Origin of the sequence: Streptomyces sp. H27-H5 (genome assembly GCF_026627505.1) — a bacterium.
In the GTDB taxonomy this organism is placed as follows: Bacteria; Actinomycetota; Actinomycetes; order Streptomycetales; family Streptomycetaceae; genus Streptomyces.
In genome coordinates this window covers 33,855-57,743 of the sequence record NZ_JAPNLK010000018.1, presented here as the reverse complement: position 1 = coordinate 57,743, position 23,889 = coordinate 33,855, and the positions used below count along the sequence as shown (strand labels likewise).

Here is a 23,889-nt window from a genome sequence, read left to right as displayed (position 1 = left end):
GGGACATCAGTGCGCTTGGGTGCGCATCGCCTGGCAGGGAGCCCGAAGAACGCCTGTCAGCAGGGGTGGAGCGGGGTGTACCCGTGGGTACGAACAGATCTTCAGACGAGCTGACCGGTGGTGGTCGCAGTCGATCACCGGCGCCGGCGGGTGACGGGCCGCCGGCCGCGGGGACGGCCGCCGCGTTCGCGCACGCGCACGGACCCCGGGCCGGTGTCCGAACCCGCCGACCCCCTTCGCCGGCCCGCCCGGCAGCGGAAACAGCCGTTCCGGAACCGTGTCGCGCGCCGGCCGGCATGACGCAACGCAAACCTCCGCGCGAGGCGTCACGACCGGTCGTCCGACGACAGGGCCTAGTGACCTTCCGCCGCCTCCGGGGCGGAGGTGACCAGTTCGGTCAGGACGCCGTGGCAGTCCTTCGGGTGCAGGAAGGTGATCCGGGACCCCATGGAGCCGATGCGGGGCTGGTCGTACAGCACGCGGACGCCCTTGCCGCGGATGGCCTCGGCGTCGCCGTCGACGTCCTCGGTCCCGAAGGCGATGTGATGGACGCCCTCCCCGTTCTTGGCGAGCCACTTGCCGACCGCGGAGTCCTCCCTGGTGGGCTCCAGGAGCTGGAGGTAGGAGGCGCCCCCGTCGGAGGTCTCGTTGATCTTGAGCATGGCCTCGCGGACGCCCTGCTCCTCGTTGACCTCGGAGTGGAACACCTCGAATCCGTACGTGGCACGGTAGAACTCGACAGTCTTGTCGAGGTCGAAGCAGGCGATCCCGATGTGGTCGATTCTTGTCAGCATGGGACCAGTGCACAGCTCGGGAGGGGCGTCACGCAACGTGCCAGCGATCACACCGACTGGCCGGTGACTGCGCGGGTACTGCTCAGTACATTCAGGTAAACCCTCGTTCACTCCTCAGCTTCCCCGCTGAAAGGGGATCCGCCATCATGTCCGGAACGAACAACACCACTTCGGTGATCGTCGCAGGGGCCCGCACGCCCATGGGGCGCCTGCTGGGCTCGCTGAAGTCCTTCTCGGGTGCCGACCTCGGCGGCTTCGCGATCAAGTCCGCGCTGGAGCGGGCCGGGATCTCCGGAGACCAGGTCCAGTACGTGATCATGGGCCAGGTGCTCCAGGCCGGCGCGGGTCAGATTCCCGCCCGACAGGCCGCCGTCAAGGGCGGGATCCCCATGAACGTGCCCGCGCTCACCATCAACAAGGTGTGCCTCTCCGGGCTCGACGCCATCGCGCTCGCCGACCAGCTCATCCGCGCCGGTGAGTTCGACATCGTGGTCGCGGGCGGCCAGGAGTCGATGACCAACGCCCCGCACCTGCTGCCGAAGTCCCGCGAGGGCTTCAAGTACGGCGCCATCGAGATGCTCGACGCGATGGCCTACGACGGCCTCACCGACGCCTTCGAGAACATCGCGATGGGCGAGTCCACCGAGAAGCACAACACCCGCCTGGGCATCGAGCGCGCCCCGCAGGACGCGTTCGCCGCGTCCTCGCACCAGCGGGCCGCCGCCGCGCAGAAGAACGGCGTCTTCGAGGCCGAGATCACCCCGGTCGAGATCCCGCAGCGCAAGGGCGACCCGGTGGTCTTCTCGCAGGACGAGGGCATCCGTGCCGAGACCACGGCCGAGTCCCTCGGCAAGCTGCGCCCCGCCTTCACCAAGGACGGCACCATCACCGCCGGCACCTCCTCGCAGATCAGCGACGGCGCCGCCGCCGTGGTCGTGATGAGCAAGGCCAAGGCGGAGGAGCTCGGCCTGGAGTGGATCGCCGAGATCGGCGCCCACGGCAACGTGGCGGGACCGGACAACTCGCTCCAGTCGCAGCCGTCGAACGCCATCCTGCACGCCCTGAAGAAGGAGGGCCTGGAGGTCTCCGACCTGGACCTCATCGAGATCAACGAGGCCTTCGCGGCGGTCGCCGTGCAGTCAATGAAGGACCTCGGCGTGACCCCGGAAAAGGTGAACGTCAACGGCGGCGCCATCGCCCTGGGGCACCCGATCGGCATGTCCGGCGCCCGGGTCGTGCTGCACCTGGCCCTGGAGCTGGCCCGGCGCGGCGGCGGTGTCGGCGCGGCGGCCCTGTGTGGCGGCGGCGGCCAGGGCGACGCCCTGATCGTGCGCGTGCCCGGCGCGAAGGCGTAGGTGTCACGAGGATGACGACGGTGGACGTCCCCACACTGGTGGCCCAGGCCCGAGAAGGCCGACCCCGGGCCGTGGCCCGGCTGATCTCACTGGTCGAGGGGGCGTCCCCGCACCTGCGCGAGGTGATGGCCGCCCTGGCCCCGCTCACCGGCGGGGCGTACGTGGTGGGGCTCACGGGCTCTCCGGGCGTGGGCAAGTCCACGTCCACCTCGGCGCTCGTCTCGGCGTACCGCAAGGCCGGCAAGCGCGTCGGGGTGCTCGCCGTGGACCCGTCCTCGCCCTTCAGCGGGGGCGCGCTGCTCGGCGACCGGGTGCGCATGTCGGACCACGCCTCCGACCCGGGGGTCTACATCCGCTCCATGGCCACCCGCGGTCACCTGGGCGGTCTCGCCTGGGCGGCGCCGCAGGCGATCCGGGTGCTGGACGCGGCCGGGTGCGAGGTGATCCTGGTCGAGACGGTCGGGGTCGGGCAGTCGGAGGTGGAGATCGCCTCGCAGGCCGACACCTCGGTGGTGCTGCTGGCGCCCGGCATGGGTGACGGGATCCAGGCCGCGAAGGCGGGCATCCTGGAGATCGGTGACGTGTACGTGGTCAACAAGGCCGACCGGGACGGCGCGGACGCGACCGCCCGGGAGCTGAACCACATGCTCAGCCTGGGGGAGTCCCGGGGCAAGGGCGACTGGCGGCCGCCGATCGTCAAGACGGTCGCCGCGCGGGGCCAGGGCATCGACGAACTGGTCGAGGCGTTGGAGAAGCACCGGGCCTGGATGGACGAGCGCGGTGTGCTGGCCGAGCGCCGCACGGCCCGCGCCGCCCGGGAGGTGGAGACCATCGCCGTGACGGCCCTGCGTGCCCGGATGGCCGATCTGCACGGGGACGCGCGTCTGGACGCGCTCGCCGCCCGGGTGGCCGTGGGGGAGCTGGACCCGTACGCGGCTTCGGACGCCCTGCTGGCGACGCTCACCGATGCGGACTCCCAGGGGCGACCCTAAACTGGCAATCGCCCGGAATGGCCCGAAGGATCCCCTGTAAGGGAGTGGTGTCATGGCGAAGCGCGGCAACAAGAAGCGAGCCCGCAAGAAGAAGAAGGCGAACCACGGCAAGCGTCCCAACGCCTGACCGCACACGACGAAGGCCGCGCCCCCGAGCCGGGGCGCGGCCCTCTTCGTGTCCGGGCGAAGGAGACGACCTAGTTGTCGTCGTCGTTGTCGTCCCCCGAGTCCGACGTGGACGCGGTGGCCTTCCCCGACGTGGGGTCGACGTGGACGTGCTTGGTCGAGCCGTCGCTCGCCCTGACCTCGATGTCCCAGTAGGTGCTGCCGTTGTCGTCGTCATCGTCCCAGTCGGCGGACCAGACCTTGGCGCCCTTGTTGGCGGCGAGGGCCGCGGCCATCGCCTTCTTGGCGTCGACCTTGGCGGCGATCAGGGGCGCGTACTCCTTGCCGTTGTCGTCGTCCGTGTCGCGGGTGGTGGCCTTGCCGGCGGAGTCGACCTCGACCTCGGTGTTCTTGCCGTTCTTGGCGATCACGTTGACGTGCCAGACGGCGCCGTCCTTGTCGAGGGACTCGACGACACCCGGGTGGTGCTTGAGGGCCGCGGCGCTCGCGCTTTCTGCGGTCACGTCGGCGCGGGCGGCGGTGGCCGTGGTCGTGGTCCGGGCCGTGTCGCCGGTGGCGGCGAGGACCGCCGCGGTCGGGCCGCCGACCGTCAGGACGGCGGCCGCGGCCGCCGAGATGATCACGTTGCGCTTCATGGGCAGTACCTCTTCGGGCCGGCCCCGGCGCCTACGGTTGCTCGGCGGGTGGACCGGCGGGCGATATCGACCATTCTGCGATCGATCGCAGAATCCGGCGCGGGGAGGGCCGTCAGCCCTTGCCGCGGTTGTCCCGCAGGTGCTCCGCCACGGGGTGCAGGGACTCGCGCAGGGCCGCCAGGGCGGCCGGCGGCAGCAGGTCGATGAAGTGCTGTCGCACGGACGCCACGTGGTGCGGGGCGACCTTGCGCATGGTCTCCATGCCCTCGTCCGTGAGGACCGCGAACAGGCCGCGGCGGTCGGACTCGCAGTTCACCCGGCGGACCAGTCCGGCCGCCTCCATTCGGGTGATCTGGTGGGAGAGCCGGCTCTTGGACTGCAGGGTCGCGGTCGCGAGGTCGCTCATCCGCATCCGGTGCCCCTCCGACTCGGAGAGGTTCACGAGGATCTCGTAGTCGTTGTTGGTGAGCCCGAAGGGCTGGAGATCCTTTTCCAGCTGGTGCATCAGCAGCCTGCTGACGTCCAGGTGGGTGCGCCAGGCGCACTGCTCGGCGTCGGTCAGCCAGCGCGTGGCCGTCTCGGTCTCCATGGTCTCCATGACTGAACTCTACCTAAAAAGTTGAATTGCGTACAAAAATAGGACGATCGCAGTACGAGGTCACAGCCCGAAGCGCCTCTGCAGATCACCCAGCTGTCCGGGCATCCGCGGCACGCCGATCTGACCGAGCGGCCCCTGACCGGCCCCGGGAACACCCTGCGCGTTGCCCGTCGCCGCGCCGGCGCCGACCGCCCCGACCGCCTGCTCCGCCATCAACATCTCCGACGACTGGAGCAGCACCGTGCCCGCCCCCACGAACTCGAACTGGTGCTCCTCGCCCGAGGAACCGCCGATGCCCGTCAGCGAGCGCAGGCCGCCGATCACGCCCGACATGTACCCGTGGTCGTAGTGGTGGCAGGGGGAGGGGCAGTCCGCCCAGCCCACCAGCGCCTGCGGGTCCACCCGCAGCGGCGGCTCCATGAACACCACCGGCCCGTTGGACGCGGCCACGAACTTCCCGGTTCCGATCAGCGTCAGGAAGCCCGGCACGATCGACTGCTTCAGCGCCAGCGTCGGCTGGTAGGCCAGCAGGTTGCCCGACCGGATCGTCAGGTTGCCCTTGTCCAGGTCGTACGAGTTCACGTCGAAGGCCCGGTCGGCCAGCAGCATCTTGCCCTGACCCTCGGCCACCACCCAGTCCGCGGCGTGCAGGGGCGAGTGGAAGCTCGTGCGCAGCAGCCGGTCGAAGCGGCCGTTGCCGATGCCGTTGAACTCGATGCTCCCGTAGTACGAGATCATCTTGCCCTTCTGCAGGAACCACTGGCTCCCCTTGAGCTCCACGCAGAAGGTGTACGCGTTCACGTTGTCGTCGGAGGGCAGCGTGTACGGGTCGAAGACCGTCGGACCTCCCGGTACACCGGTCACGGGGCCAAAGTTCACAGCTTCTCCTCCGAGGCCTGTACGTACACCGCGCCCTGGCCCGACAGCTCCAACTGGAACGCCTCGCCCGAGCCGCGCCCCACCATGTCGCGCCAGCCGAGCGCCGTGGAGAGCTTGTTCCTGACGTCCCCGTGGTGGGCGACGTACGCCTGCGGGTCGACGTGCACCGGCCGGTTCGGGGTGATGGGCAGCTCGATGACCCCGCCGTGGGCCATGACGGCCACGGAGCCGTGCCCCTTGAGGGTGGTGGTGAACAGGCCCTGGCCGGACACCTGACCGCGGACCATGCCCATGACGCCGCCCTGCGCGCCCATGAACATCGTGCCCTGCTGGAGGGTGCCGTCGAAGGCGAGCAGCCGGTCCGCCTCCACGTACAGGGTCTCGCCCGACAGGTTGATCACCTGGATGTGATGGCCGCCGTGGCCGAACATCACGGTGCCGCTGCCCTCGACCGACATCAGCGGCGTCTGTTCGTTCGCCACCCGACGGCCGATCATGCCCATGACGCCGCCCTGACCGCCGGTCAGGCTCGGGGTGAAGGAGACCTCGCCCCGGTACGCGAGCATCGCGCCGCGCTGGCTGTACATCTTCTGCCCCGGGACGACCTGCGCCTCGACCATCTTGGAGTTGACCTCGCGGAACGGCATCAGACGTCGCCCCCGATGGTGTTGCGCTCGCTGGGCTGCACGTAGACCAGGCCCTCGCCCTCGAAGCGGATCTGGAACGCCTCGCCCGAACCCTCGCCGATCAGGGTGCGGAAGTTCACGCCCGACTGGAAGGACTGCCGGAGGTCCCCGGTGTGCGCGACGTACGCGCCCGGGTCGACCGACAGCGGGTACTGGGCGCTGACGCGCAGCACGACCGCCGGACCGTCGGACATGATCGCGGCCTGGCCGGAGCCCTCCACGGTCGTGGTGAACAGGCCGTTGCCCGACGTCGCGCCGCGCAGGCCGGTGAAGGTCGTGCCGGTGCGCAGACCGGCGTCGGTGCACAGCAGGTTGCCGGCCTCGACGTGCAGCTTCTCGCCGCGCAGGTTGACCAGATTGATCTCGCTCGCGCGGTCGGCGAAGAAGCAGGTGCCCTGCCCCTGGACCTCCATCACCGTCATCTGTTCGCCGGTCAGCCGGCGGGTCACCATCCCGCGGAGGCCTTCGCCACCGCCGGTCATCTTCTTGAAGGCCATCTGGCCGTCGTACGCGACCATGGAGCCGTTTTTCGCTTTGACGGCGTCCCCGGTCAGGTCGACGGCGAGCACCTTGCTGCCTTGGAGTCGGAACTGAGCCACGGGATGACGTTATCCGCAGAGTGCGGGACCGAACAGGGCTTCGTGGCCGATATCCGCCACACTCGGTCGTTCCCGGGTACCCCGGTCAAGATCCCGAAGTGCGGCTGAGACACTGGGAAGGACCCCCGGCCTCCTCCCGCGAAGGTTCCACGTGGACATCAAGACCGCTTCCGCCCTGCACCGGCTGCGCCTCATCTCCGTACCGGAGGCACTGTCGTTCCCGGCCCTGCTGATCTTCGGCTCGCTGCTCAGCCGGGTCTCCGACATCGACTACCTGATGATGCCGCTGGGAATCCTGCACGGGATCCTCTTCGTCATCTACGCGGTCTTCCTGCTCGACGTCTGGAACAAGGCGAAGTGGCCGCTGAAGAAGGTGGCGCTGTTCTTCCTGTTGGCGCTGCTGCCGTTCGGCGGGCTGTACGGGGACCGGCTGCTCAAGCGCGAAGAGGCCGACAGCGTCCTGGCCGCGCGGGCGCGCGAGGCGGCCCGCGCATGATCATCGCCTTCTCCGTGACCCCGCTCGGGGTGGGCGAGGAGGTCGGCGAGTACGTCGCCGACGCGGTCCGTGTCGTACGGGAGTCCGGGCTGCCGAACCACACCGACGCGATGTTCACGACCGTGGAAGGCGACTGGGACGAAGTGATGGACGTGGTGAAGCGCGCCGTCGCCGCCGTGGAGGCGCGGGCGCCCCGGGTCTCCTTCATCCTCAAGGCCGACATCCGTCCCGGCGTCAGCGACGGCATGACCTCCAAGGTGGAGACCGTCGAGCGGCACCTCGCCGCCGGCTCCGAGGGCTGACGCCCCCGCACCCTTCGTGACGCGAAGCGCCCCCGGCCGACCAGGCCGGGGGCGCTTGCGTGTTGCCCCGCCGGGGCCGGCGCGCTCACCCGGACGGCCCCCGCGCTCACCCCGGGGGCGCCGGCTCGGGACGGTCCGGGGCGCCGCCGCAGCCGGGGGCGGCCAGGAGCAGGAGCACGAGGCCGAGTGCGGCGGGGACGCGGCGGCTGCGGAACGGGGGGTGACGACCTGGCATCCGGCGGCTTCTCGCGACGAAGTGGCGGGCAGCGGTCCGGCACATCGTGACATGTCGGGCATCGAGGGGCCCGGTCCGCAACACCGTGCACCGCCGCCCGCCGCCCGCCGCCCGCCGCCCGCCGCCCGCCCTCCCGTCGGTACGAGGCTCCCGTCAGGGCGTGGGGGACCCGGCCCCGGGATCGGCGCCCATGGCCAACGCGATGGCCAGGGGCGTGCGTTCGTAGAGGATCCGGTGGCCGTGCCGGGACGAGAGGAGGAGCCCCGCCGACTGGAGGGTCTTCAGGTGGGCCGAGACGGTGGACGGCGCCAGGCGGAGCCGGTGGGCCAGCGCCGAGGTGGACGCGGGTTCCTCCAGGGCGCGCAGGATCTCGGCCCGGGCCCGCCCCAGCAGCCGGGTGAGCGCCTGCGGGGTCGGCCCCTCCGAGGCCGCCCACAGCGCCCCGATGCCCCGGGCCGGGTAGACGACCGTCGGCTGCCACGGCGGGTCGTAGCCCCCGACCACCTCGGGCCAGACGAACGCGCTCGGCATCAACAACAGGCCCTGGCCGTCGAGCGAGCGGTCGTGGTGCGTGCGCCGGTCGATGACGAGGGTGTCCCCGGACCACCGCAGGTCCGGGTGGAGCCCGTCGAAGAGGGCCTCCAACCCTCCCGCCGCGAGCCTGCGGGAGTGGAAGAGGACGTCCGCCTCCAGCAGGGCCCGCAGCCTCGGCCAGTGCGGGGCGACCAGGCAGGTCCAGGCCCGCTCCAGCAGATCCGCCAACTCCCGCACGGCCCGCTCCGGATCCGCCAGCAACCGCTGCCCGATCTCGCTCTCCGCGGCCCCCGGCGTACACACCAGGGAGCGCCGCAGGTCCTCCCGGGCCGCGCCCGGATCGGCCGCGCGCACCCGGGCCAGCTCCTCCTCGAAGGTCACCGACGGTCCGGACGGCGGCGGGCTGAGGAAGTCCGGATTGTGCCCCTTGTCGGGCATCAGCAGCCACAGCGGACGCAGGTCCAGGCCGTCCGCCGCCTCACGGATCCCCCGCAGCCAGGGCAGGTGGTAGGCCTGGCGGTTCCGGTACAGCAGGACCCGGACCGCCTCGTGCGTCTCCCAGCGCGGGGAGATCGAGAAGCGGCAGCGCAGCAGGTCCACCGGACCGAAGCGGTAGTGGTATGGCATCGACCCTCCCGAGGACTCCCCGGCGGCCCTCACGGCGGAAGGCGGGGCGAAGATCGGGGGCGAAGATTCGGCGGGGAACGAATCCCTGCCCCCGGAGCCTAACCCCGACCAGGCTGGCCGCATGGCAACCGTCAACCAACCGGCCGTCGATCACGCGGCGGACCCGGCCGACTCCGGATACCGGGCCGTCTTCCGGGTCCGGGAGTTCCGGAGCGTCTTCGCCGCGCACCTGATGTCCGTGCTCGGCGTCGTCGTCGCCGAGATCTCCCTGACCGTCCTCGTGTACCGGCTCACCGGCTCACCGCTGATGAGCGCGCTCACCTTCGCCCTCGGATTCCTCCCCTACGCCCTCGGCGGCACCCTGCTCGCCGGGCTCGCCGACCGGTACCCCGCCCGCCGGGTGCTCGTGGTCTGCGACCTCGTCTGCGCGGCCTGCGCGGCGGCCATGGTCCTGCCCGGCACCCCCGTCGCCGGGCTCCTCGCCCTGCGCTGCGCCATGTCGTTCGTCGCACCCCTCTTCCAGGGCGCCCGCAGCGCCTCGCTCGCCGACATCCTCGGGGCCGGCGACGTCTTCGTCCTCGGCCGGTCGCTGCTGCGCATGGTCGCGCAGAGCGCCCAACTCATCGGATTCGGCCTCGGGGGGCTGCTGCTCACGGTCCTCGCGCCCCGCGGGGCCCTCGCGCTCACCGCCGCCGGCTTCCTGGGCTCCGCGCTCCTGCTGCGCCTCGGCACGGCGGCCCGACCCGCCCGCGCCGGCGCCGGCGGCACCCCGCTCGGCGGGCTGCGGGCCGTCTTCGGGCACCGCCGGACGCGCGTGCTGACCCTGCTGTTCTGGCTGCCGCCGGTCTTCGTCGTGGTCCCCGAGGCGCTGCTCGCCCCGTACGTCGACGGCATCGGCGCCGGAACCGTCACCCTCGGCCTGCTGATGTGCGCGCTGCCCGTCGGCACCATCGCGGGTGAACTCTGGGCGGGCTCCGTACTCACCGCCCGAACGCGTTCGCGGATCGTGGCCCCGCTCGCGGCGGCCGGCCTGTCGCCGCTCCTGCTGTACGCCGCGCGGCCGGGCATCGCCGTCACCCTGGCGGCGCTGCTGCTGGCCGGGCTGGCGCACGCGTACACCCTCGGGCTCGACCGGATGTACGTGGACGCCGTGCCCGAGGAGCTGCGCGGTCGGGCGATGACCCTGCTCGGGACCGGGATGATGACCCTCCAGGGAGTCGGCATGGCCCTGGCGGGGCTCGCCGCCGAGTTCGTGCCGGTCCACGTCGTCGTCACCGCGTCGGGGGTGCTCGGCACCCTCGTCGTCCTGGCCCTGCTGGCCGAATTGCGCGCCTGCGCCCCGGCCGCCGGGGGGCCGAGGGATGAGACGGGGCTGACCGCCAAATGACCGCCCGGTAGGGTCTGGTGGATGCCCAAGCCGCTCAGCCTTCCCTTCGACCCCATCGCCCGCGCAGACGAACTCTGGCAGCGCCGCTGGGGTCCGGTGCCCTCGATGGCAGCCATCACCTCGATCATGCGGGCGCACCAGATCCTGCTCGGTGAGGTCGACGCCGTGGTGAAGCCGTACGGACTGACCTTCGCCCGGTACGAGGCCCTCGTGCTGCTGACGTTCTCGCAGGCCGGCGAGCTGACGATGTCGAAGATCGGCGAGCGACTGATGGTCCACCCGACCTCGGTGACCAACACCGTGGACCGGCTGGTGCGCTCCGGACTGGTGGCCAAGCGGCCCAACCCGAACGACGGGCGCGGCACGCTCGCGTCGATCACCGACAAGGGTCGCGAGGTCGTCGAGGCCGCGACCCGGGACCTGATGGAGATCGACTTCGGCCTCGGGGCGTACGACACCGAGGAGTGCGGGGAGATCTTCGCCCTGCTGCGCCCCCTGCGGGTGTCCGCGGGCGACTTCGACGAGAAGTAGCTCCCGCACGCGGGGCCCGCGTCGGGCACGGCGTCGGGCACGGTGTCGATCACGATCTCGCTCACAGGGCCCGCGTCAAGATCGCGCAAAACGGACGGTTAGGCTCGTGGCCATGAAACGAAGCGTGCTGACCCGGTACCGGGTGATGGCCTTTGTCACTGCCGTGATGCTGCTGGTGCTGTGCACCTGCATGGTTTTCAAGTACGGCTTCGACAAGGGCGCCGACCTGACCTTCGTGGTCTCGCAGGCCCACGGCGTGCTCTTCATGATCTACCTGGTCTTCGCCTTCGACCTGAGCTCCAAGGCCCGGTGGCCCTTCGGGAAGATGCTCTGGGTCATGGTCAGCGGAACGATTCCGCTCGCGGCCTTCTTCGTCGAGCGCAAGGTCCGCGCCGAGGTCGAGCCGCTGGTCGAAGACGGTCTGACCACCGCCAAGGCCTAGTCTCGGCGCCGGCCCTGGCGCCGGCGCGCGGCTCGCGGCGCGCCTGAGCGAACACCCCCGGGACGACTCCCCGGGGGTTTGCCATCGACATTTACTAGGACGTCCTAGTAAATTCATGGGTATGGACGCTGACGCCATCGAGGAGGGCCGCCGTCGCTGGCAGGCCCGGTACGACAAAGCCCGCAAGCGCGAGGCCGATTTCACGACGCTCTCCGGCGATGCCGTCGATCCCGTCTACGGGCCCCGGCCCGGCGACTCGTACGAGGGATTCGAGCGCATCGGCTGGCCGGGGGAGTACCCCTACACCCGGGGCCTGCACGCCACCGGATACCGCGGGCGGACCTGGACGATCCGGCAGTTCGCCGGGTTCGGCAACGCCGAGCAGACCAACGAGCGCTACAAGATGATCCTGGCCGCCGGCGGTGGCGGGCTCTCCGTCGCCTTCGACATGCCGACCCTGATGGGACGCGACTCCGACGACCCCCGCGCCCTCGGCGAGGTCGGGCACTGCGGTGTGGCCATCGACTCCGCCGCCGACATGGAGATCCTGTTCAAGGACATCCCGCTCGGCGACGTCACCACCTCGATGACCATCAGCGGCCCCGCCGTCCCCGCCTTCTGCATGTACCTGGTCGCCGCCGAGCGCCAGGGCGTCGATCCGGCCGTGCTCAACGGCACGCTCCAGACCGACATCTTCAAGGAGTACATCGCCCAGAAGGAGTGGCTCTTCGAACCCGAGCCGCACCTGCGCCTCATCGGCGACCTCATGGAGTACTGCGCGAACGGCATCCCGGCCTACAAGCCGCTGTCCGTCTCCGGCTACCACATCCGCGAGGCCGGAGCCACGGCCGCGCAGGAACTCGCCTACACCCTCGCCGACGGCTTCGGCTACGTGGAGCTGGGCCTCTCCCGCGGCCTGGACGTGGACCACTTCGCGTCCGGCCTCTCCTTCTTCTTCGACGCGCACCTCGACTTCTTCGAGGAGATCGCCAAGTTCCGCGCCGCCCGCAGGATCTGGGCCCGCTGGATGAAGGAGGTCTACGGCGCACAGTCCGACAAGACGATGTGGCTGCGCTTCCACACCCAGACCGCCGGCGTCTCCCTCACCGCCCAGCAGCCGTACAACAACGTCGTGCGGACCGCCGTGGAAGCCCTCGCGGCCGTCCTCGGCGGCACCAACTCGCTGCACACCAACGCCCTCGACGAGACCCTCGCCCTGCCGAGCGAGCAGGCCGCCGAGATCGCCCTGCGCACGCAGCAGGTGCTGATGGAGGAGACCGGCGTGGCCAACGTGGCCGACCCGCTGGGCGGTTCCTGGTACGTCGAGCAGCTCACCGACCGCATCGAGGCCGATGCCGAGAAGATCTTCGACCAGATCAAGGAGCGCGGACTGCGCGCCCATCCGGACGGCCGGCACCCCATCGGGCCGATCACCTCGGGCATCCTGCGCGGCATCGAGGACGGCTGGTTCACCGGGGAGATCGCCGAATCGGCCTTCACCTACCAACGGTCCCTGGAGAAGGGCGACAAGCGGGTCGTCGGCGTCAACGTCCACCACGGATCGGTCACCGGCGACCTGGAGATCCTCCGGGTCAGCCACGAGGTGGAGCGCGTACAGGTCGAGGAACTGGCCGCGCGCAAGGGCCGTCGGGACGACGCCAAGGTCAAGGCCTCGCTGGACACCATGCTGGCCGCCGCCCGGGACGGTTCGAACATGATCCCGGCGATGCTGGACGCGGTGCGGGCCGAGGCCACCATGGGCGAGATCTGCAACGTCCTGCGGGACGAGTGGGGCACGTACACCGAGCCGCCCGGCTTCTGATCCCCACACCGCGTGAGGTCGACGCGTTCACGACAGCCGGTCGTGGTGCCCCCTGCGGGAGGCGCCGCGGCCGGCTGTCGCGTGGGCCGTGGCCCGGGCCGCGGTCGTGGCCCGGGTCCGGGCCAGGCTCAGGGGGCCTGCGGTTCAGGCCGGTGTCGCGCCCAGGAGGCCGTGCATCAGCAGGGCCGTGAAGGTGGCCACCCAGAGTTCGTCCACCGGCTCGGAGCTGACCAGGGCCCGGTGCACCACCGTGCCCGCGATCACGTCGAAGATCAGGTCCGTGGTGTGGTTCGCCAGGGACTCGTCCTCCTCGTAGGGGAGTTCGCCCCGCGCCTGCGCGCGCTCGCGACCCAGTACGACGAGACGTTTCTGCCGATCCACGATCGCCGACCGGATCCGGTCCCGCAGGGCCTCGTCCCGGGTGGACTCGGCGACCACCGCCATCAGGGCCGTACGGGCCTCCGGCCGCCGCAGCAACTCCGCGAAGCGCAGCACCACGTACTCGATGTCGGCTTCCAACGAGCCCCGGTCGGGCAGTTCGAGCGCGTCGAAGAGCTCCGCGACCGCGTCGACCACCAGCTCGTTCTTGTTCGCCCACCGCCGGTACAGGGTGGTCTTCGCGACACCCGCGCGGGCCGAGACGTCGCCCATCGTCAGCTTCGACCAGCCCAGCTCGACCAGCGCGTCCCGCGTCGCGGCGAGGATCGCCTCGTCCGCCGCCGCGCTGCGGGGACGGCCGGTACGGCCTTGCGGGGAGCTGGTGCCGGGGATGGGGTTGCGCATGGCGGTGACCATACCCGCCAGTAGGTGACCCATCGGGGGCCCGTTCACTGTGGTTCAGATCACGGGGCGCCGGAGGCCGGGGGGAGTTACGCTACGGCTCGTAGCGTAAGAGCGACAACCACGCGAAGCTACGGGCGCCGGGTGGGGACCCGGTGCCGACCTCAGGGAAGCGAAGCCGTACCGAAGCGGTACGACGCAACACGGGGCGCTGCTCCACCGCGTCAGCGGTGGAGCGGCAACACAGGCAGCACAGGCAACATCAACAACACGGGTAACACCGATCGGGCCCGCGCGGGAATTCCTCACGCGATCTTGTCCGATCTTTTTCGTCGGCGCGCGCACACGGGGGAGGATGTACGCATGCAGCCCAGAAACATGTCCATGAGCGGCGTCGTCGACCTCGCCGCGGTGAAGGCCGCCGGCGAGGCCAAGGCGAAGGCCGAGCAGGCGCGAGCCGAGGCGAACCGCCAGGGCGGCGCCGGCGCCGACGTCGCGCCCACCGGCGCCGTACCGCCGTCCGCGCTCGTCATCGACGTAGACGAGGCCGGTTTCGACCGCGATGTCATCCAGCTCTCCGACCAGGTTCCCGTCGTCCTCGACTTCTGGGCCGAGTGGTGTGAGCCGTGCAAGCAGCTCAGCCCCCTCCTGGAGCGGCTGACCATCGAGGCGAACGGTCGCCTCGTCCTGGCCAAGGTGGACGTCGACGCCAACCAGCTGCTCATGCAGCAGTTCGGCATCCAGGGCATCCCGGCCGTCTTCGCCGTGGTTGCCGGCCAGGTGCTGCCCCTGTTCCAGGGTGCGGCCCCCGAGCAGCAGATCCGCGAGACCCTGGCCCAGCTGGTCCAGGTCGCGGAGGAGCGCTTCGGTCTCATCGGCGTCCAGGTCGACCCGAGCGCCGAACGGGCCCCGGTCGAGACCGCCGAGCCCGTCGGCCCGTACGACGCCCTGCTGGAGGCGGCCGTCGTCGCGCTCGACGCGGGCGACCTGGCCGGCGCGGTGCAGGCGTACAAGAACGTACTGGCCGACGCCCCGGCCAACAGCGAGGCCAAGCTGGGCCTGGCCCAGGCGGAACTCCTCGTCCGGGTCCAGGACATGAACCCGCAGGCGGTGCGCACCGTGGCCGCCGATAACCCCAAGGACCCGGCGGCGCAGATCGCCGCGGCCGACCTGGACCTGGTCGGCGGTCACGTGGAGGACGCCTTCGGGCGCCTGGTGGACACCGTGCGGGTGACGTTCGGTGACGACCGGGACACGGTACGGCTGAGGCTCCTGGAGCTGTTCGAAGTCATCGGGGCGGACGACCCCCGGGTGTCGGCGGCCCGTACCGCCCTCGCGCGGGTGCTCTTCTAGGCCCGGTCCCGAAACGGTCCGTGGCCGGTCCGGGGGCGTCCCCGGAGTTCGACGGGCCGCCGGCGATTTGTTGACACATGGAGTAACAGCGGCCGCGCTTTACCAAAACTTGGTAATCGCGGCCGCTGTTACTCGCAGTAAGTCGAACCCCGTGATCTGTCCGGTTGGTTCGCTCGTTCCCTGTTTGTCGTGGCCCTGGGTGACACCCTGTGTTGCCCCCGGACGACAGTGGGCCTCACTCCGGTTATCCAGCCGTTACCCGCCAGTAACGAACCCCCTTGTGCCCCGGCCGCGAATGGACCACGATCGGCCACGCTCGGTCCTTCCCGCAGAGCCGCTCATCCGGAGCCGCGGTGGAGGGTCCCCACCGAGTCGGCCTGTGGCAGTGGCACCGGCCGTGGGACAGGGGGGTACCTGCCGCACCGGCAGGGCCTGTCCCCCCAGGTTGCGCGAACGCGTGGCCCAGTGGTTGTCGCTCGGGGGTGAACGCCTGTGTACGGACGCGGCCTCGCCGCGGCTCGGCCGCTCGCGCTTCTTCCCGAGGACGTAGCACTTCTCCCATCCCAGGACGGGCACTGCCCGGACCGGAGATGTACGTCCGAGAAGGAGGAACGAAAATGAGTTCTCAGGTTCGTGGTGGGACCAGATGGAAGCGCTTCGCTCTCGTCATGGTGCCGAGCATCGCGGCCACGGCCGCGGTCGGTGTGGGTCTGGCGCAGGGTGCCCTCGCGGCGTCCTTCAGCGTCTCGGGCCAGGACTTCAAGGTCTCGGCCGACGAGCTCGTCGGTGAGAACCTGATCCAGTACGGCAGCGTCGCCGAGGGTGCCACCCTGGGCAACAAGGACAAGAAGTCGTACCACCCGGTCACGGTGTCGGGCTTCAGCTCCGCCAAGATCACCAACATGTGCCAGTCCCTGGTGACGCCGACTCCGCTCGGCAACATCACGCTCCAGCTGCGCACGGGCAACAAGGGCGAAGCCGCCGTTGCGAAGAACATCTACCTCGACGTCGCCGAGCTCGACGCGGACGCCGAGTTCACCGACCTCGACATCGGTGTCGCAGTGGGCGACGGCTCGCACACCACCAAGCCGAAGGCCGGCACGGTCTCCGACGGCGCGCTGTTCTCCCAGCGGGCCAAGGTGGCCAAGCTGACCAAGGTGCGCCAGAAGGCGTGGGCGACGACGGCGGGTACCTTCACGCTGCCCGACCTCAAGCTGCGCCTGCTCGGTGGGGACGAGCCCTGCTACAAGGACTCCGACGTCAAGTAGTCGGTTCCGGTGCGTGACCGGGAGGGCCGGCTATGTCGTCGCCGACCCTCCCGGGCCCACACAGTTTTTCCGTACCACCGTTTCCAGGGAGCTGTTGTCCATGAACGCCGAGGCCCCGGTTCGCTCCGCAGACGAACATTGGCTCACCGTGGTGCGTCACCGCTTCCGCGACTGGAGGGGGCAACGCCCCTTCTGGGCCGGGCTCTTCATCCTCTTCGGGGGCTTCCCGATCGCGTACTTCCCTTACGCGGACCTTCGGCTGGGCAACGTCACCCTCGCCATGGCGACGACGGCGGGCGCGGGTTCGCTGATCATCGGCCTCCTCTTGATGACCCTGGGTGTCGCCCTCTGGTTCCAGCAGAGCATGCGGGTCTTCGCAGGAGTCGCGTCGATCCTGCTGGCCCTGGTGTCCCTGCCGGTCTCCAACCTCGGAGGCTTCTTCATCGGGTTCCTCTTCTCCCTGCTGGGCGGTGCGCTCGCGCTCTCCTGGGCGCCCGGCAAGCCGGCAGATCCGGAGGAAGTGGACGCCACGGACAAGGGCGCGGCCCTCGCGGACGGCCCGTACCTGGCCGTCCCCGGTCCCCGCGACACGGAAACGGCTTACGCGACCGAGACGACTGCCCACGCCGATGGCGGGAGGAACAGTGCGGGGTGACGAGACGCGGCGGGGTGTGACCCCGGACGCGGAGTCCCGTGAAAGGAAGGGCCCGCGACACGCGGCGCCCAGGAAGTCGCTGCTGACCAAGTTCCAGATACCCGTCGGCAAGACGATGGCACTGGCGGCCATGCCGACCGCCGTGTTCGTCGGGATGGGCATGGCCCCCAAGCTGGCCCTGGCCGACGACAAGGACATCCCCTTCGCGCCCGGTCCGTGCGTGACACGGTCCGACGAGCCCGCGGAGTCGGCCTCGCCGTCCGCGTCCAAGTCGCCTTCGCCGAGCGCCAGTGCGAGCACGTCGCCGAGCGCGACCCCCTCGCCCGGTGCGAGCGCGGTGGCACCCAAGCCCGGTACGAAGCCGTCCGCCTCCAAGCCCACCACGCCCGAGAAGGCGAAGCAGAGCACTCCGGCGGCCACCCCGTCCGCGAGCGCCTCCCCGTCGCCGTCCGCCTCGGCGGCCAAGCCCACGAACCCCCTCGACCCGCTGGGTGTCGGCGACAAGGTCAAGGACTTCTTCGACGAGCTCGGCAAGCCCCTCGCGCAGAAGCCGGCCACCCCGGCGCCCACCACGTCCACCGCGCCCAAGCCCGACCCGTCGGCGGACGCGATCCGCGAGGCGGCGAAGCAGGCGGGCGCCAAGGTCGAGGAACTGCCCCAGGACGTCAAGGACACCGCCAAGTCCCCCAAGGACGAGACGGGCAAGGCCACCGACAGGGACAAGGCCGACAAGGACAAGTCCGACGAGAAGAAGGACGATGACGAGGACAAGACCTCGCCGTCCCCCTCTCCCTCGACCTCGGCCACCAAGGACGCGGACGGGAAGGAACCCTTCCCCTGTCCGACCCTCGACGCCAAGGCACTGGCCGACGCCAAGCTGGAGCCGGGCATCCCGCTCCTGCCCGACGAGCCCTGGTACCTCGACAGCTCCCGACTGACCCTCTACGGCCTGGACTACGCGGGCATCGTCGAGGTGAAGACGGCGGGCGGCAAGGTCAAGAAGGTTCTGAAGTTCACGGCGGACTCCCTGGACATCAAGGACCTGTACCAGACCGTCGGCAAGGAGGGGAACGTCGCCCACCTGAAGTCGCGTCCGGGCTCCACGTCCACCATCCGCGGCGCCACGGTGACGATGTACACCGAGAGCCTCAAGGGCAACCTCTTCGGTCTGATCCCGATCGAGTTCACCCCGAACAGCCCGCCGCCCCTGAACGTCCCCTTCGCGTTCTTCACGAACGTCAAGGTCGTCCAGGCCGGCCAGTTCGGCGGCAACCTCACGGTCCCGGGCCTCAAGAACTACATCGGCCCGCCGGAGTAGAACCCCCGCACACCCCGCACGCACGACTGAGGCCCGCTTCCTTCCCGGAGCGGGCCTCAGTCGCCTGTGTGCTGCTCGATCGCTGCTCCAGCACTGGGACGATGTGCCATGAGAACCCGTTTCCACGCCAACCACGACGAACCGCTGATGGTCCACTTCGAGATCATCGGCGGCCAGTGCCTCATCCTTCCGGGCGACTGGATCGATGTGGAGTTCGCCGAGTCCGATCCGCCGAGCTCGGTCCACCTCCGGGGCGGCGCCCTGATCCTGACCCAGGAGGGCTTCGGTTTCATGCGGGTCTGGGACTCCATGGGCCGGGAGATCGACCCCGGCGGGGAGTAGTGGCCGTACGCAGCCACCGCAACCGGCACCCCGGCAATGGTCGGTACCGGCCATTCGCTGCCCAAGCCCGCGCCGATGCTCGCCGGCACCGGGCCCAAGCCGTGCAGGATCGGCCGGAACCCCGCGCTGCGGGCCGCCGTTCAGGCGGGCCTGGACGGCCGCGGCGCCGAACACGTCCGCGACGCCTTGGTCGAAACAGTCCAGACCCTGCCCTCCCACCTCACGCGGTCTCTGACCTGGGACCAAGGCAGTGAGATGGCCCTACATCGCACGGAGATAGACGAGTTGAACGCACGTATCCACGGATTCGAATCACGATCCGGGAACTGAGCACCCCGCTGGCACCCGTGTTTCTGGAGATCACAGGGATCAGCCTCCTCTCCTCGGCAGTCCGCCTCAGCTCAGATAAGCCCGCCCGCTACACCGCAATCGCACTGATTCCGGTCTATTCCTCCGACATGAAACGCTACCGACTGCGCCGAGGCGGAAATCGGCGGCTCAACCGCCTGCTCTTCACGACGTCCATCGTCCAGCAGAGATTCCATCCGGGCGCGCGAGTAATCCTGGCCCGCCGCCAGCCGACCAAAGGAGCCTACCGAACCCGACGCATCCTCCACCGACCCGTCGGTCCACGACCGCGCACATCTCACCGTCGTCGTAGCCCAACTCAACGGCCGCCCAAGCAAAACGCTCGACTGGGAACCCCAGCCGAGCGTCTGCATGAAATAACCGCCGCCTGACCAAACCGACCACGTGTTGCGACGACCCCTGGAAGCTGCCTCCGGGGGCCGGCCTTATCGGCGTTGGTGTCGTCAGTTGCGCAGCTTGGGAAGGACGTCGGTGTCCATGCCGTACTCCTCGAAGATGTCCACCAGCGCACGTGTCATGGAGTCCATCCCGGGATCCCGGACGATCACCAGGTCCTGTACCTGGAGGTAGGAGCCGTGGGCGCACTCGCCGGAGGTCACCCAGCGGTCCATGACCCTGTCTATCTCGCGGCGGGTCAGGAGCGTGGCACTCCATCGCGTGCCGTCCGGGGCCGTGACGATCGCATCGGTGTTCTCGATCGTCAACGGATCGTCATCGAGGCCGAGGATGTACGTGATGGTGAACCGGGACGTCTCCACGAGGTGGAAGGGACTGTCAGCCATAGATCCTCTTGAGCTCCGCGATGACCTTCTGCTCGTAGTACTTGTCAGACTTCGCCACGATCTCGAACGCATCACCTACCCTACGGTAGAACAGCCGTCCGCCGTTCCTGGCACGCTGGTACCGCACTCCTCCACTGAGGGCGGCCCCGCCGACTCCGGCCTGGTCATTGCCGTTCTTGAGTTTGGCTTCGAGGTTCTTGAGGTCCTGGGCCACCTGTTGGTTCTTGGCCGACTTCTCCGCGAGCTTCGCCAGGGTGCTTCCGGCCGGGATGTTGACCGTCACGCAGACCTTCGGCGTGGCCGCGGCCGCAGCGGCGCGCGTGCCGGCGGCGAGCCCTGAGGGACCGGACTTCGGCAGGGTTCGGTGCTCGTCGGCGCCCACGTGCGCAGTGCTCTGAGCCAGGTCTGTCAGGCACTGGATGACGGGCTGGCCCTTCTTGAGGGTGTCCAGCAGCTTGCGCATCCGCTCCAGCGTGGAGCGGGCCCGGTCCATGCCGTCCAGGAAGGTATTGACGCCCTTGCCCACCTTGTAGATCACCTTGGCCACTGCCGGGATCTTCGCGACGGCCACGCCGAGCATCACGGCGTTGACCAAGGTCCACAGGCAGCTTTCGACGTCACGCTGGCCGAAGCACTTCTTGGCATCCGTGTAGCCGAGTTCGTCGAGCAGGACCTGCCCGCCGATCTCGATCACCCAATCGAGCACGTCCTTGCCCGCGAGCTCCTTGGCCTCGCGGAACTCATCGACACAAGACTGTCCGCAGTTTGCCAGCAGCAGGGCCTCCTCATCCTGCGAAAGGTCGGAACCTGTGTCGGGTTTGGGAGCCTCGACCAGCGCCTTGCGCGCTTCCTCCTGCTCCTTTCGGAACTCCTCCTCAGCGCGGTCGGCGGCCGATTCGGCGTCCTTCGCGTCCTGGTTGGCGTTGGCGGCGGCCGTCTCGGCGGAGACGGCATCCTTCTCGGACTGGGTCGCCGCGGCGTCGGCCGCGCTTGCATCTCGGGTGGCGGCGTCGGCCGAGGCGTGGGCGTTGGCCGCGCTCTTCTCGGCTTCGGTGGCCTCGTTGTTGGCGCCGAGCGCCGCGTCGGAGGCGTCCTTGGCAGCGCTCTTCGCGAAGACGGCGTCGGTGCCGGCCTGGGCGCTGTATTCCTTCGTCTTGTCGTCCGCCTTCTTGGCGGCGTCAGCGGCCCGAGAGGCTTCCGCCGCCGAGGCGCGGGCGGCTGCCATGGACCTGAGCGCGGCCGCAGTGTCGGCCGCCGCTGCCGCTGCCGCCTGGGCGGCGAGCTTGGAATCGCCGGCGGCCTTGTCGGCCAAGGCCTTGGCCGTCGCCGCTGCCTTGGTGGCCTCGTCGGCCTTCGCGGTGGCAGCCGCCGCCTGCTGCTCGGCGTGGGTCTTGGCGGACTGGCCGACCAAGGCGGCGAAAGCTGCCGCCGAGTCGGTTTCGCGGTAGGCAGTGCCGATCGCGATGGCGGTGTTGGCCGGCTGGATGACCTGGGCCGCGGAGTCGCGCGCGGCCGAGGCTGCCATGGAGGTGGCGTAGGCGTGTCCGGCGGTGACGGCCGACCACGCTGCCGTCTGGAGGGCCTCGGTACGGGCGGCCGCGGCATTCTTGAGCGCCTGGAGCGATGCGGCTTGGGCCTTCTTTGCTTCGGCCTCGGCCTTGGTGGCGTTGACGGAGGCCGCGTCGGCGGCGTCGATGGCGTCGGCCGCAGCAGCGTGTGAGGTCAGGGACGCGGCGAAGCTGGTTTCCCAAGCGGACCACGCCTTGTCCGCGGATGCCCGGGACCGCTCTGCTGCTCCGTCGGCACGGGTTGAGGCCGCGCGCGCGTTTCCGGCGGCGGTGGACGCCTCGTTGGCCGCCGTACGGGCTCGACCGGCCGCGCCGGCCGCGTCGTTCGCAGCGGCCCGGGCGGCGGTGGCGGCCTCCCGGGTCTCCGCGGCCGCAGGCGTTCCGACGGCTGCCGCAGCGGCGGCCTCCAGTGCGGCGGCGCGTGACGCGGTGGCGTTCTTCTCGACCTCGGCGGTCTCGGCCTTCTCCCGAGCCTCGGCGGCTTTGCCCTCGGCGTCCAAGGCCAATCCGAGTTGGTCCCTCGCGGTCGTCGCCTGCGCTTCGGCTGCGGTCCGGGCCCTCCCCGCCGCCTCGCGCTCACTCGCCGCACGCTGTTCGGCTGCCTGGGCCTTGGCGCGTTCCGTGGCGGCGGTCTGCCGCTCCTTGACGGCGGTCGCCTTCTCCTTCTCGGCCTTGGCACGCTCCGCCTTCGCGGTGGCGGCCGCCTTGCGGGCGGTCTCCTGCGCGGCCTCGGCGGTGGCCTGGGCGGCCTTCGCCTTGGTCGCGTTGTCCGCGGCCTCCTTGGCCTGGGCCGCTGCCGAGGCGGCGGCGGCCTTGGCCTGGGCGGCAGCCTCCTGGGCGGCGATCCGCCTGAACTCGGTGTTCAGGGCGTGCGACTGGGTCTGGGCCAGCGCGTACAGGGTCTTGCTGTCGGCGACGGTCGCCTTCGCGGCGTTCGCAGCGGTCAGTGTCGCCTTTGCCGCGGCCTCGGCGGCGGCGGCCGAGGCCTTCGCGACCTGGACGGACTGCTGCGCGAACAGCAGGCCGCGGCCGCGCGGGGTCTTGGCGACGTCGGCGATGGTCCACGCCGTGTTCTGCGCGGTGTTGGCCTTGTCGGAAGCCGTCTTCGCGGCGGCCGAAGCGGTCGCAGCGATCTTCGCCTGGTCGGCGGCCCGGGTGCGGGCCGCCCCCAGGTCCTTTGTGGCCTGGGTGAAGACAGACGCGGCGGGTCGGCCGGACGCGTTCGCCGGCTGGCTGCCCCAGTATTTTTGCCAGGTCAGGATCTGGTCGGCGAGCCAAGCCTGACCGAGCGATTCGGTCATCGCGTCGGTGGCCTTGCGTACCTCGCCGGCAGCGGTGACCTCGGCGTTGACGATCTCGTTACGCGGCGTGACCTGAGTGGCGTACTCCTGCTCCCACTCCATGTGCGCGGTGACGACGATCGGGGACATGACGCGGTAGAAGTCCGCGGGGTTGCGGCTGTCGCAGGCACCCCAGCCGGCCTTCAGCGCTTCGACCTCCAGGCGGAACTCGACCGAGTCCTCGGCCGGGGTCTGCTTCATGAACCCGCCGAGCCGCAGGTAGCGGGCGATGTCACTGGAGGTGGTGGCGCGGTAGTTGTACTCGGTCTTGTCCGCGTCGCCCAGCATGAAGTCGGTGACGAAGTCCTGGTTCGTGTCTTGGCCCTTGAGTTGGGCCGCCAGTTCCCTCGCCTTCCCGACCGCTGCCTTCGAGGCCGGCGCGTGGCCGTCCTCGCCGAGCCGGTAGTACAAGTTCCGCTGGTCATAGGTGAAGGCGACGATGTCTTTGTCGAACTGGGGCGCGTACTGGGCAACCCCACCGCGGTTGCCGGTTTCCCAGTAGACCTTGTTGGAAGCCTGCCAGCGATCCCGCCGGTCGTTGGAGGCGCCGAAGGAGCCCTCGTAGGCGTCGCGGTCATTCAGCATCGCTTGGCGCAGCGGGTCCATGCCCATGACCGGGTCGGTGGCGGCGGCCAGCTCGGCAGCGGTACCGGTGAGGGCCCTTGCCGCCGACTTCTTCAGTTGGGGCCCGCCGACGTGCAGGGCGAAGCCACCCGAGCATCGGTCCAGACGAGCCTGCTCGCCCAGGCTGATGGGACGGTATGACGGCTCGTCGTCCGGCGGAATCTCGATGGCAGAGGCCGGGGCGGCATTGATCAGGCCAGCCAAGAGGGCGGCGCTGGTGGCCAGGGCGGTGCTGGCGAGGCTGCGCCGCAGGGCGGCCCGGACGGCCGGGTTTCTGCCTCGCAATAGGGTCGATCTCTGCACGATTTGCCTGTTCTTCGAAGCGAAGTGGACAGCCCGAAGGAAGGCGTGCAGATACGTGTGCGCTGGTCAGGCGCGAGTGGGCTGGTCTTTGCCTTCCCCCAAGGCGTGAACAGACAGTTTCATGATCCGACTTACCGCTGGTAGCGC

The 23,889-nt window shown here is 70.1% G+C and carries 25 protein-coding genes and 1 pseudogene; 15 read left to right on the top strand and 11 right to left on the bottom strand.

All coding sequences use genetic code 11. The features are described 5' to 3' along the window. Window positions 1-353 precede the first annotated feature (353 nt). A complete protein-coding gene (mce, locus tag OTB19_RS11655; protein WP_267797992.1) occupies window positions 354-794 on the bottom strand; it encodes a methylmalonyl-CoA epimerase in 441 nt (146 codons plus the stop codon). 146 nt (window positions 795-940) lie between these two features. Here mce and OTB19_RS11650 point away from each other — a divergent pair, with 146 nt between their 5' ends. The 3 genes from OTB19_RS11650 to OTB19_RS43595 are packed head-to-tail and all read left to right on the top strand — an operon-like array spanning window position 941 to window position 3,268. Continuing rightward, window positions 941-2,149, top strand: coding sequence for an acetyl-CoA C-acetyltransferase (locus OTB19_RS11650; protein ID WP_267797991.1), 1,209 nt, complete (start codon window positions 941-943; stop codon window positions 2,147-2,149). 11 nt (window positions 2,150-2,160) lie between these two features. Next, window positions 2,161-3,141: a methylmalonyl Co-A mutase-associated GTPase MeaB gene (gene meaB, locus OTB19_RS11645; RefSeq protein ID WP_267797990.1), complete on the top strand. Its 981-nt coding sequence runs from the start codon at window positions 2,161-2,163 to the stop codon at window positions 3,139-3,141. Between the two features lie 52 nt (window positions 3,142-3,193). Beyond that, window positions 3,194-3,268, top strand: coding sequence for a 50S ribosomal protein bL37 (locus tag OTB19_RS43595; protein WP_099895366.1), 75 nt, complete (start codon window positions 3,194-3,196; stop codon window positions 3,266-3,268). A gap of 70 nt (window positions 3,269-3,338) precedes the next feature. Here OTB19_RS43595 and OTB19_RS11640 read toward each other — a convergent pair whose 3' ends face one another. From OTB19_RS11640 to OTB19_RS11620, 5 genes are all read right to left on the bottom strand, one after another. Continuing rightward, entirely contained in the window at window positions 3,339-3,902 is a 564-nt protein-coding gene (locus tag OTB19_RS11640) for a PepSY domain-containing protein (protein WP_267797989.1), read from the bottom strand. Between the two features lie 112 nt (window positions 3,903-4,014). Further along, window positions 4,015-4,491: a MarR family winged helix-turn-helix transcriptional regulator gene (locus OTB19_RS11635; RefSeq protein ID WP_267798030.1), complete on the bottom strand. Its 477-nt coding sequence runs from the start codon at window positions 4,489-4,491 to the stop codon at window positions 4,015-4,017. A 69-nt stretch (window positions 4,492-4,560) separates the two neighbouring features. Then, on the bottom strand, window positions 4,561-5,364 hold the full coding sequence (locus OTB19_RS11630) for an AIM24 family protein (RefSeq protein WP_267797988.1): 804 nt from the start codon (window positions 5,362-5,364) through the stop codon (window positions 4,561-4,563). 11 nt (window positions 5,365-5,375) lie between these two features. Beyond that, window positions 5,376-6,026 (bottom strand): AIM24 family protein, encoded by a 651-nt coding sequence (locus OTB19_RS11625; protein ID WP_267797987.1) that lies wholly within the window; start codon window positions 6,024-6,026, stop codon window positions 5,376-5,378. Then, complete coding sequence (locus OTB19_RS11620) at window positions 6,026-6,664, bottom strand: AIM24 family protein (protein ID WP_267797986.1); 639 nt, start codon at window positions 6,662-6,664, stop codon at window positions 6,026-6,028. Before OTB19_RS11620 ends, OTB19_RS11625 begins: the two co-directional genes overlap by 1 nt. Before the next feature lie 151 nt (window positions 6,665-6,815). Here OTB19_RS11620 and OTB19_RS11615 point away from each other — a divergent pair, with 151 nt between their 5' ends. Together OTB19_RS11615 and OTB19_RS11610 are read left to right on the top strand one after the other, a co-directional pair. Beyond that, a complete protein-coding gene (locus OTB19_RS11615) occupies window positions 6,816-7,160 on the top strand; it encodes a DUF3817 domain-containing protein (protein ID WP_267797985.1) in 345 nt (114 codons plus the stop codon). Further along, window positions 7,157-7,462, top strand: coding sequence for an MTH1187 family thiamine-binding protein (locus OTB19_RS11610; RefSeq protein WP_267797984.1), 306 nt, complete (start codon window positions 7,157-7,159; stop codon window positions 7,460-7,462). The genes OTB19_RS11615 and OTB19_RS11610 overlap by 4 nt, the downstream gene beginning before the upstream one ends. Window positions 7,463-7,568: 106 nt before the next feature. On the opposite strand, the gene OTB19_RS11605 is transcribed toward OTB19_RS11610, so the two are convergent. Both OTB19_RS11605 and OTB19_RS11600 read right to left on the bottom strand, forming a co-directional pair. After that, window positions 7,569-7,697: a hypothetical protein gene (locus OTB19_RS11605; RefSeq protein ID WP_267797983.1), complete on the bottom strand. Its 129-nt coding sequence runs from the start codon at window positions 7,695-7,697 to the stop codon at window positions 7,569-7,571. A gap of 153 nt (window positions 7,698-7,850) precedes the next feature. After that, window positions 7,851-8,858 (bottom strand): ArsR/SmtB family transcription factor, encoded by a 1,008-nt coding sequence (locus tag OTB19_RS11600; RefSeq protein ID WP_267797982.1) that lies wholly within the window; start codon window positions 8,856-8,858, stop codon window positions 7,851-7,853. Between the two features lie 121 nt (window positions 8,859-8,979). On the opposite strand from OTB19_RS11600, the gene OTB19_RS11595 reads away from it, so the two are divergent. The 4 genes from OTB19_RS11595 (at window position 8,980) to OTB19_RS11580 (ending at window position 13,040) form a co-directional block, all read left to right on the top strand. Further along, window positions 8,980-10,245, top strand: a complete 1,266-nt coding sequence (locus tag OTB19_RS11595; RefSeq protein ID WP_267797981.1) for an MFS transporter — start codon at window positions 8,980-8,982, stop codon at window positions 10,243-10,245. A 21-nt stretch (window positions 10,246-10,266) separates the two neighbouring features. Further along, complete coding sequence (locus OTB19_RS11590; protein ID WP_267797980.1) at window positions 10,267-10,776, top strand: MarR family winged helix-turn-helix transcriptional regulator; 510 nt, start codon at window positions 10,267-10,269, stop codon at window positions 10,774-10,776. Between the two features lie 112 nt (window positions 10,777-10,888). Then, window positions 10,889-11,218, top strand: a complete 330-nt coding sequence (locus tag OTB19_RS11585) for a DUF3817 domain-containing protein (protein WP_053677720.1) — start codon at window positions 10,889-10,891, stop codon at window positions 11,216-11,218. 121 nt (window positions 11,219-11,339) lie between these two features. Continuing rightward, window positions 11,340-13,040, top strand: a complete 1,701-nt coding sequence (locus tag OTB19_RS11580; protein WP_053677502.1) for an acyl-CoA mutase large subunit family protein — start codon at window positions 11,340-11,342, stop codon at window positions 13,038-13,040. Window positions 13,041-13,184: 144 nt separating this feature from the next. Here OTB19_RS11580 and OTB19_RS11575 read toward each other — a convergent pair whose 3' ends face one another. Next, window positions 13,185-13,823, bottom strand: a complete 639-nt coding sequence (locus OTB19_RS11575) for a TetR/AcrR family transcriptional regulator (RefSeq protein ID WP_267797979.1) — start codon at window positions 13,821-13,823, stop codon at window positions 13,185-13,187. 360 nt (window positions 13,824-14,183) lie between these two features. Here OTB19_RS11575 and OTB19_RS11570 point away from each other — a divergent pair, with 360 nt between their 5' ends. The 6 genes and pseudogenes from OTB19_RS11570 to OTB19_RS43590 all read left to right on the top strand — a co-directional run. Further along, a complete protein-coding gene (locus OTB19_RS11570; RefSeq protein ID WP_267797978.1) occupies window positions 14,184-15,173 on the top strand; it encodes a tetratricopeptide repeat protein in 990 nt (329 codons plus the stop codon). A 617-nt stretch (window positions 15,174-15,790) separates the two neighbouring features. After that, window positions 15,791-16,441, top strand: coding sequence for a DUF6230 family protein (locus OTB19_RS11565; RefSeq protein WP_267797977.1), 651 nt, complete (start codon window positions 15,791-15,793; stop codon window positions 16,439-16,441). Window positions 16,442-16,541: 100 nt separating this feature from the next. Next, window positions 16,542-17,096 (top strand): DUF6114 domain-containing protein, encoded by a 555-nt coding sequence (locus OTB19_RS11560; RefSeq protein WP_267797976.1) that lies wholly within the window; start codon window positions 16,542-16,544, stop codon window positions 17,094-17,096. Next, complete coding sequence (locus OTB19_RS11555; protein WP_267797975.1) at window positions 17,086-18,414, top strand: hypothetical protein; 1,329 nt, start codon at window positions 17,086-17,088, stop codon at window positions 18,412-18,414. Before OTB19_RS11560 ends, OTB19_RS11555 begins: the two co-directional genes overlap by 11 nt. A 108-nt stretch (window positions 18,415-18,522) precedes the next feature. Next, window positions 18,523-18,756 carry a hypothetical protein gene (locus OTB19_RS11550; RefSeq protein WP_267797974.1) on the top strand — a complete coding sequence of 78 codons (234 nt, stop codon included), beginning with the start codon at window positions 18,523-18,525 and terminating at the stop codon, window positions 18,754-18,756. A gap of 165 nt (window positions 18,757-18,921) precedes the next feature. Next, window positions 18,922-19,496 (top strand): annotated as a pseudogene (locus tag OTB19_RS43590) (hypothetical protein); the annotation flags it as partial. Window positions 19,497-19,568: 72 nt separating this feature from the next. Here the strand turns inward: OTB19_RS43590 and OTB19_RS11545 are convergent. Together OTB19_RS11545 and OTB19_RS11540 are read right to left on the bottom strand one after the other, a co-directional pair. Continuing rightward, window positions 19,569-19,907 carry a hypothetical protein gene (locus OTB19_RS11545; RefSeq protein WP_267797973.1) on the bottom strand — a complete coding sequence of 113 codons (339 nt, stop codon included), beginning with the start codon at window positions 19,905-19,907 and terminating at the stop codon, window positions 19,569-19,571. After that, window positions 19,900-23,742, bottom strand: coding sequence for a hypothetical protein (locus OTB19_RS11540; protein ID WP_267797972.1), 3,843 nt, complete (start codon window positions 23,740-23,742; stop codon window positions 19,900-19,902). Before OTB19_RS11540 ends, OTB19_RS11545 begins: the two co-directional genes overlap by 8 nt. Between the last annotated feature and the right edge of the window lie 147 nt (window positions 23,743-23,889).